General features: G+C 55.1%; 7 protein-coding genes. 2 read left to right on the top strand and 5 right to left on the bottom strand.

The window, feature by feature from the left end; all coding sequences use genetic code 11:
• Nucleotides 1–565: 565 nt before the first annotated feature.
• Nucleotides 566–1,012 carry an Lrp/AsnC family transcriptional regulator gene (locus B2Y11_RS05585; protein ID WP_291057151.1) on the bottom strand — a complete coding sequence of 149 codons (447 nt, stop codon included), beginning with the start codon at nucleotides 1,010–1,012 and terminating at the stop codon, nucleotides 566–568.
• Between the two features lie 72 nt (nucleotides 1,013–1,084).
• Nucleotides 1,085–1,981, bottom strand: coding sequence for a DMT family transporter (locus tag B2Y11_RS05580; RefSeq protein WP_291057149.1), 897 nt, complete (start codon nucleotides 1,979–1,981; stop codon nucleotides 1,085–1,087).
• A 237-nt stretch (nucleotides 1,982–2,218) separates the two neighbouring features.
• Between B2Y11_RS05580 and B2Y11_RS05575 the strand changes: the two genes are divergently transcribed.
• Nucleotides 2,219–3,130: a LysR family transcriptional regulator gene (locus tag B2Y11_RS05575; protein WP_291057147.1), complete on the top strand. Its 912-nt coding sequence runs from the start codon at nucleotides 2,219–2,221 to the stop codon at nucleotides 3,128–3,130.
• Between the two features lie 106 nt (nucleotides 3,131–3,236).
• The gene (locus B2Y11_RS05570; RefSeq protein WP_291057145.1) at nucleotides 3,237–3,620 is read left to right on the top strand and encodes a type II toxin-antitoxin system HicB family antitoxin; all 384 of its coding nucleotides are present in this window, start codon (nucleotides 3,237–3,239) and stop codon (nucleotides 3,618–3,620) included.
• A 51-nt stretch (nucleotides 3,621–3,671) separates the two neighbouring features.
• Here the strand turns inward: B2Y11_RS05570 and mnmA are convergent, their stop codons facing one another.
• The 3 genes from mnmA to B2Y11_RS05555 all read right to left on the bottom strand — a co-directional run bounded on the left by mnmA (nucleotide 3,672) and on the right by B2Y11_RS05555 (nucleotide 6,648).
• A complete protein-coding gene (gene mnmA, locus B2Y11_RS05565; RefSeq protein WP_291057143.1) occupies nucleotides 3,672–4,730 on the bottom strand; it encodes a tRNA 2-thiouridine(34) synthase MnmA in 1,059 nt (352 codons plus the stop codon).
• 523 nt (nucleotides 4,731–5,253) lie between these two features.
• Nucleotides 5,254–5,529: a hypothetical protein gene (locus B2Y11_RS05560; RefSeq protein WP_291057142.1), complete on the bottom strand. Its 276-nt coding sequence runs from the start codon at nucleotides 5,527–5,529 to the stop codon at nucleotides 5,254–5,256.
• A 9-nt stretch (nucleotides 5,530–5,538) separates the two neighbouring features.
• The gene (locus B2Y11_RS05555; protein WP_291057141.1) at nucleotides 5,539–6,648 is read right to left on the bottom strand and encodes a hypothetical protein; all 1,110 of its coding nucleotides are present in this window, start codon (nucleotides 6,646–6,648) and stop codon (nucleotides 5,539–5,541) included.
• Nucleotides 6,649–6,920 lie beyond the last annotated feature (272 nt).

Below are 6,920 nucleotides of genomic sequence, written 5' to 3'. Positions count from 1 at the left end.
GTTGCATCGCTGGCGCTCAGGGGGCAACGGCCCTTCGGGCCGAGGGTTGCGGATTGCCGCTCTGCGTCAATGCTTATAAAGTCAGCGTTACGAGATTTACTTTTCTGTGTCATAGGGCATGAAAACAGTTCTGCTGATTGGCTCGCTGCGCTCGCCACCCCCTATCCGGGCTGCGCCGGACTTCCCCCTGTTCAGGGGGCAGAATAAAACACCACGAAACACTCTCTTCATAAATGGCTCTACAATAAGCGCGGGTTATAGTGCCCCCGCTTGCGGGGGAAAGGTGGTGGCGCCAGCCACCAAAGGGAGATGCATTTCCTCGCCCGCCAGGGCGGTTGTATGGTTTTCGCTGCCCCAGGCAGCGGCATATATAACTCCCCTCTGAACCAGCCCGCTCTGTGGGCCGAACCCATCGTTCGGCGCGCAGCACACGAACGATAGAACCCGGGCGCCGAGAGGCGCCTGAACCCTCAAGCCCAAAAGGGGCTTGTCCATCAGGGCGTGTCAACCTTCGGGAATACAGCCCAGCGCCCCACTAACAGCCGACAGCCGACCGCCCCCTATTTCACTCATCCACCGGGTGAATGCTGTGGATTTCTTTTTCCACTTTATGAAGGCGGCAGGTGCCGTAGGAGGAGAGAATCCTCAAAAATTCGTCCCTTTTTTCTTCGCTTTGGAAGTGGGCGTCGATGAAGACTGATCCCCCTTCTGTTTCATAGCAGTGAAGGATATGGTACTCCGTGGTGTGGACGAAGCGGTAGAAGTCCTCCGCCTTTTCTCTGCCCAGTGCCAGGGTGAAAAGGCCGTGGACGGTGTAGCCGAAGACGGGGCAGTTCACATTCACCGTATACCGCTCCACCACCCCCAGGTCCTGCAGCCGTTCCAGCCGGTTTTTGGCAGCCTGGCCGGTCATAAACACCTTTTTCCCAAGTTCCGTCATGGAAATGCGGCTGTTCTTTTTCAATTCATTGATGATTTTCCTGTCCGTATCATCCAGTTCTTTCGGAATCATGGATTCTTCCCCTTTCTTTTTTCCCTTATTATATCATTGCAGGAAAAGAAGCGGGCCCCGGGAAGTTATGGTTCATTCACCAGGTTCATGAATCCGGCCCATGCCGGGGCTAGGAGCTTTCCCCTCCTCCCGGCCGCGGGCCCGCGCCATGCCGGCCAGTACCAGAAAAGCACCTATGCCGCCGGAAAGTCCCGGATTTTCTCCGCGGAAGACCATGCCCCACACCGAAGCGAAAAGCGGATCCAGGCCGGAAAAGAAACCTGCTTCTTCTGTGGACAAATACTGCTGCGCCACTGTCTGGAAGGTAAAACCGAAGGCAGTGCAGAGAAAGGCCAGCGCCAGAAGGGATGTGACCGTTGACGGCGATGAAGGCATAGCCCATTCACCCAGGGCAAGGGCAGAGCAGCCATTCCAGAGGCCCATGAAACCCATCTGCCATATACCCAGAGAAAGACCGTCTCCCCGGCGTGCCAGAAGGCCGGTCAGATAGATGAAAAGTCCATAGAAGAAGGCCGCTGCCATAGCCCATAGGGCGCCAGGATGAATCCCGGCGCCTTTCACAGTCAGAAGAGAGACGCCTGCCGTCATCAGAATCATGGCCTGTCCCGTTTTCCATGAAATCCGTTTCCCTTTTCCTGCCCACAGAAAGAAAGGCACAAAAAGGAAGGCTGTGTTTTCCAGAAAAGCAGTGACGTATATATCCGACTGCCGGAGCGCCATCATTTCCGCTGCCATTACCAGGTACAAAACCGTTCCCAGCACGGCGCCCCGAAGAATCATGGATTTTCCCACTTCACGCCAAAGCCTTCTCCCATACAGCAGAGCCAGCAGAAAAAAAGCCAGCAGGAACCGAAGGGCCAGCAGCTCAAAGAGTCCCATATCCTCCAGCGCTGTTTTGGAAAATAAAAAAGATGTACTTCTGGCCAGTATCACCGATGCCAGCAGGATTTCCGCCTGTCTTCTCTTCATATCCATTCCTCCCGGAACATAGCTATCCTTGAAATATGATGTCAAAGGGGCTGCAGGAAGAGCGAATTCCAGGATCGATCCTTTTGATTCCTGCCGTCAGACTCCAGGAAGGAATCGGCACTCCCTGTGCAGGTGGCCCTTCACCATTGAGTATAGGGCAGGTGCTATATTGACGGAAGCGCAATTTCATCAATATAATATTGATAAAACAGCAATAGTCTTTTGAAAGGAGCTCCTATGGATACCATGAAGTACAACATATTTCTCCGCATTCTGGAAACGGGAAGTCTTGCTGCTGCTGCCGAAGAAACAGGCTACTCCCCTTCCGGCATGACACGAATGATGGACAGTCTGGAAAAGGAAGCGGGCTTCCCCCTTCTCCATCGTTCCAGTCATGGTGTGCGCCTGACCAGGGAAGGAGAGGCCCTTCTTCCTGCCATTCGTGCCATGGTGAAAGCAGCAGACCGGCTGCAGGAAGAGGAGCGCAGCTTTCTCACCCTCACCACCGGCTGCCTTTACATCGGTTCCTACTTCAGCACCGCAGCCCACTGGCTTCCTTCCATTCTTTCCCTGTACCAAAAACGGTATCCCCTGGTGCAGGTACATCTGAAAGAATGCGACAACCGGGAATGTCTGGAAGGCGTGGCAGAGGGCACCCTGAGCTGTGCCTTTCTCAGCCGCCGGGAAGAGGCCCCTGTCCAATGGCTGCCGCTCCGAAAAGACCGGCTCATGGCATGGATTCCTTCTTCCCATCCCCTGGCGGAAAAAGAGGCCCTTGCTCCCGAAGACCTGAACGGCCAGCCTTTCATCAATCTTCTTCCCCATGAAGATACGGACGTAGAGAATTTCCTTCGCCGTCATCACATCCGTCCCCGCTATACCCTGTCCACTGCCAGCAATTACACCGCCTGGTGCATGGTGGAAGCGGGCCTGGGGCTTTCCCTGAACAATGAACTGATGAGCCGGGGATGGACAGGCCCGGTGAAGGTGCTCCCCTTCACCACCCATGAAACCATTTCCCTCAGTCTGGCGCTGCCACGCTTTTCATCCTTCGGACCGGCGCTCCAGAAATGGATCGACACCACCCGGGAAGTGCTCGGCATTTCCCCTGTTTCCCGTCATCTTTTCCCTCCGCCCATGCATGAGTAAAAATTCCATCAAACTCCTGTAAATTTCTGTTGGCAGGAGAGGTCGAAATGGTATAAAATATAAACGATCGAGTTTTGAGAAGTCTGTGACGAAGGAAAGGGGGGACATGATGACATATTTCTATCCCGCCATATTTGAGCACCATGATAAAGACGACATGTTTACCGCCGTATTTCCGGATCTGCCGGGCTGCCAGGCCCAGGGCCGTTCCATGGATGAGACGGCAAAAAAGGCAAGGGATGCCCTGGCCGCTTCTCTTTTGGAAATGGAAGAAAAGGAAATTTCCATTCCCCTGCCTTCCGATGAACGACTTCTCCAGCGCCGTCTGCGACATGCAAAAGTGTGCGTCATGCTGGTAGATATGAATTCCTACCGTGCCTTCAGGGCTTATAAAGTGAAACATGCAGAATCCAAATCCGCTGAGTGGGCTGCCTCTGCCAGAAAGGGCAGAAAGGCCGGCTTCTTCGCCAGGGTCTTTGGTCTGAGATAATATAAAAGAGCAGTGAAAAGGAATTTCTTTTCCTGCTCTTTTTTGTATGCCTTACAGGGCTCTCAATATGGTGCCGCCGCCGATTAAGCGGTCATCATCATAGAACACCACGGACTGCCCTGTGGTAATGGCCCGCTGGGGTTCGTCAAATTTCACCACCGCCCTGCCGTCCTTTTCCAGGGTGACGGTGCAGTCATGAACTTTGATGCCGTAGCGGATTTTAGCCTGGCACCGGAATTCTTCCGCCGGTGCTTCGCCGTCGGTGAAGTGGAGCTCGTCCGCCAGAAGGCGGGGGCGGAAGAGGTCATCATTTTCTCCTACCACCACCTGGTTCTTGTCAGGGCGAAGGGCCGTCACATAGAGCGGCGTCCTGGCCGCAATGCCCAGCCCCTTCCGCTGGCCGATGGTGTAGTAGGGAATGCCCCGGTGCTGTCCCAGCACCCTTCCCTTTTTATCCACAATATCTCCCGGCCGAAAGGCTTCGGGCGCGTGGTTTTTCAGAAATTCCACGTAGGAGCTTTCGCTGGTGAGGAAGCATATATCCTGGGACTCCGCCTTGTTATAGGTGGGCAGCCCCTTTTCTTTGGAAATCCGGCGGGTGTCCTTCTTGAAGGTGCGGCCCAGGGGGAAGATAATGTGGGCCAGCTGGTCCTGGGTCAAATGGTACATCATGTAGGACTGGTCTTTCCCCAGGTCGATGCCCTTGTGTACTTCATATTTCTGCCGCTCCTGATTATACAGGATGCGGGCGTAATGGCCGGTGGCGAAATAGGGAGCGTCGAAGGCCTTCCGCACTTCGTCATAAAAGAGGCCGAACTTGACTTTGAAATCGCACATCATGCAGGGATTGGGCGTCATGCCTCTGGCATAGGCGTCGATGAAATAGGAAAGCACATACTGCTGATAGGCCTCCCTCACATCCACCACCTTGAAGGGAATGCCGATGAAATCGGCCATGCTTCTGGCCCCTTCGATTTCCTCATCCTGTCCCTCAAACTGGTACATGGTGGCGCCGCAGACCTCGTACCCCTGCTCCAGAAGGAGCCGGGCGGTCAAGGTACTGTCCACGCCGCCGGACATGGCTACAACTACTTTCTTCTTTTCTGTCATTTGAAATCCTTTCTCGAAAGGCAGTGCTGCCTTCCATAAACCATCATTCCGGGAAATCCCGAAAAAAATCGCATCGGAGTGAAAGTCCGAAGGATACTCATTCAATTATATCATTATGGTGCAAGGGGGCCGGGCCTTCGGCGCGAGGGTTCAAAGGGTTCATTGAAGAAAGGTTAACGGGCCCTCCGGGCCGAAGTCGGGACCGGGACCTGGGCGGTGCTTTCCAGTATTCCCGAAGGTTGACACGCCCTTACGGGCGTGAGGGTTGAGCCAGCCGCCGGGCCTTTCGGCCCTGGGCCGCCAGGGTTCTGCCTGTGATCGGCTTCGCCTTACAGGCGGGTTGAGGGCTCTCGCCCTCGGGAGTTATATAGTATCGCTGCGCTGGCGAGGTACGGCGCTTCCGGCGCCATTATATATGCCGCCTGCGGCGGCGAAAACCGTACAACCGTCCGGCAGGCGAGGAAATACCAGCGTACACAGTGAACCTTCTGAGCCCTTTGAACCCGGGGCGGCTGCGCCGCCCCTACTTCTTCATGTCCCACAAATACTGATTATATTTCTGCTGGTAAAATTCCGCTTCCTTCTTTTTCCGCCAGTTGTCCCGGTCTTCGCAGATGGCCAGCATTTCGTCGGCGATTTCTTCGGCGCTCTGGGGCTGGCTGTGGGAGAGGTAGCCGATCATGCGGATCATAGTGTTTTCACTGCCCAGGTTGTCCGCCACCAGGGCGCCCAGTTCCCGGGGATGGCCTTTTTCTTCCACCAGTTTTATGATTTTGTTTCGTAAATATTCCAGATCCATGGTTCCTCCTCAATGGAAAACAGCATAATACAGGGTCAGCAGAAGGAAAAGAAGGAAGAAGGGCAGGAAAAGGGGCCATTTCTTTTCTTTTTCTCTTTTGACTTCGGGAATGCGGGAAATGGTGGAGGGCACGTTCTGCCAGGAGGGGCCGCCGGCCATCCTTTCGGGTGCAGGCCTTTTTCCCCCTGCCATATCTGTCCTGTCTTTTTCCGCCTGCTTTAAGAGCGGCGGCCATTCCCGGAAGAGGGGAAGAAGGGTGTCTGCCATTTTCCTCCCCTCTTCCTTCCGTCCGTTGTCCCAGAGGGAAATCACCGCCTGCCGCACGCGGCGAAAGGGGGTATCCATGGGCCAGGAGCCGTTTCTGATGCACAGGGGCTCTGCCAGTTTTTGCAATGCGCGAAGGGTGTCCTCCGCCAGAAGAAGCCCCTGGGGAAAATGACGGTCTGCCAAGCGGAGACTGTAGTCCAGGTCTCGTTCCAGCTTCTCCCGCACCCCACGGCTCATTTCTTCAAAATCCATTTCCAGCATCTGCCAGGGGAAGGACTCCTTGTCCCCGGCCAGCTCTGCAAGAAGTGCCGCATAGGCGGAAAGTCCCATGTCCTTTGCTGCCTGATGGGACGCTTTTGCCAGATGAAAAGGAAGCTCCCGTTTCCACATTTCCACATGGGACACATTGCGAAGGAGGGAGAGACCCGCCTGCCGGCGGTCACCGTTAAAAAGGGCAGAGACTTCAGCCGGCCGGATATGGTCATAGGCGGTGCAGATTTCCTTCAGGAAAAGGCGAACATTCCCGTTTCCATAAAAAAGACCGTTCAGCGCCAGCACCACCCTGGACAGGGGCGGAAGGGACAGGAAATCGGAGGGCCGGAGCCCCTTCCCATCCACCGTCCGATGGATGAGTCCATAGGCCTCTTCCTTCGGAAGCCCCGGCAGCCAGAAAAACTCGGCGCCGCTCCGCTTCACGCTTTTCTGCAGGATCCAGGCTGCGTCCATAAGACGTCTCTTTTCCCCTTCCTCTTCAGCCATATGCAGTTTTTCCTGGAGCGCCTCCCCTATGCGCGCCGTGCTGTCTGTGGTATGAAGCCCCAGCAGGTAAAAAGGGTTGTCTTTAAAAAACAAAACCGTCTCCTTTGTGAAATCAGGTAAACTATTATGTTTATTATAATACAGGATTTGCAGGATGCGAAAGAGTACAGCGTCCTTTGGGCGTGAGGGTTGACGGCCCTTTGGGCCGAAGGGGCGCCGCTGACGCGGCAGGTTGTGTAGGCAAAGGTTGACGGCCCTTCGGGCCGAAGGGGCCGCTGACGTGGCCCGGGTTCAGAGGGTTCAGAAGGTTCAGAGGGTTCATAGGGTTGTGGATTGCCGCTCTGCGGCAATGCTTATAAAGTCAG

Origin of the sequence: Dialister sp. UBA1703, assembly GCA_002320515.1 — a bacterium.
Classification (GTDB): domain Bacteria; phylum Bacillota; class Negativicutes; order Veillonellales; family Dialisteraceae; genus Dialister.
This window is presented reverse-complemented; position numbering and strand designations above follow the sequence as displayed.